Source organism: Rhizobium sp. 3T7 (genome assembly GCF_020166565.1).
Lineage (GTDB): Bacteria > Pseudomonadota > Alphaproteobacteria > Rhizobiales > Rhizobiaceae > Rhizobium.
The window spans coordinates 1-1,382 of sequence record NZ_JAIQXS010000053.1; the positions used below are offsets into that span (position 1 = coordinate 1).

1 protein-coding gene is annotated in these 1,382 nt (G+C 67.7%); it reads right to left on the bottom strand.

Features of this window, described 5'->3' with window-relative positions:
- Nucleotides 1-5: 5 nt before the first annotated feature.
- Nucleotides 6-1,382 (bottom strand): efflux transporter outer membrane subunit (locus K9B32_RS28790; RefSeq protein WP_224568781.1); only part of this gene is annotated, 1,377 nt, incomplete at its 5' end.

Genomic DNA, 1,382 nt, shown 5'->3' on the forward strand with positions numbered 1-1,382 from the left:
GTCGCTCAGCTTGCCTTTGGCGGCGTGGTGGTTTTGGGTGCGCCGGGATTGTAGCCGCCGCCGATGGCGACGTTGAGGGAGACATAGTCCTTGGCCATCTGCTGGATGGCGGCGGCCAGACTTGCCTGGGCCAGCGACACCTGGCGCTGCGCATCGAGCACGTCGAGCAGCGAGGAAGCGCCGTCCTTGTAGCTGGCGGTCGACAGTTCCAGGGTTTCCTGCGTCGTCTTCACCTGGGCGCGCAGCGCTTCCACCGTCTGGGCGTCGCGGCGCACCGCCGACAGCGCGTTCTCCACCTCTTCGACGGCATCCAGCACCGTTGACTTCCAGGCGAGATACTGCGTCTTGGCATCCGACTTGGCGATGTCGACATTGGCGCGCAGGCGGCCGCCGTCGAAGATCGGCAGCGTCAGGGTCGGGCCGAACGACCAGGTGGTCAGGCTACCGCCGGAGAAGCCGGCCGGCTTGACATAGGTCGGCGAGATCGAGCCCGACAGGGTGATCGTCGGATAGAGCTGCGCGATGGCGACGCCGATATTGGCGGTGGCGGCGGCCAGATTGCGCTCGGCGACGCGAATGTCGGGCCGGTTGCGGATCAGGTCGGCCGGGATGCCGGAGGCGATGCCGCCGCGGAAGATCGGCTGCGGCGCGCCCTTCAACAGCTCGCCGAGCAGCGAGCCGGCCGGCTGGCCAAGCAGCGTGGCGATGTGGTGGGCGGCAACGCGGATGTTGGTCTCGAGGCCGGGGATTTCGGCCTGCGTCGACTGCACCAGACCTTCGGCCTGGACGACGTCGAGGCGCGAGGCGGCACCGGCTTCGAGCTGGAACTGGGTCAGCTCGTAGGTTTCCTGGCGCGACTTCAGGTTGGCGCGCGACAGCGCCAGGCGCTCCTGGAAGAAGCGCAGGTCGATGTAGGAGTTCACCAGATCCTGCAGATAGGTGAGCTTGGCGACGTCGGCGCTGGAATAGGCAGCATCGAGCGTTGCCTGGGCGCTTTCCTTCGAGCGGCGGTACTGGCCGAACAGGTCGAGCAGCCAGGAGACGTTGGCTTCGCCGGCGCTGGTGTTGGTGGCGCCAATCGAGGTGCGGCGTTCGCCCATCGTGCCGCTGGTGGTGTGGCTGGCGCCAACCAACAGGCTCGGCAACGAGCCGGCTCCGGCCACGGTGACGCCGCCGGCTGCCGCATTGATGCGCTCCAGCGCCTGCTGCACCGACAGGTTCTCATTCAGCCCCTGGACCACCAGGCCGTTCAGCTTCGTGTCACGATAGGCCGTCCACCAGGCCGCCGTCGACACGTCGCCGATGTCCTTGGCGCCGCCCTCGCTGAACTTCGCCGGAAGCGGCATCTCCGGGGGAACATGGTCCGGGCCACTCACACAGCC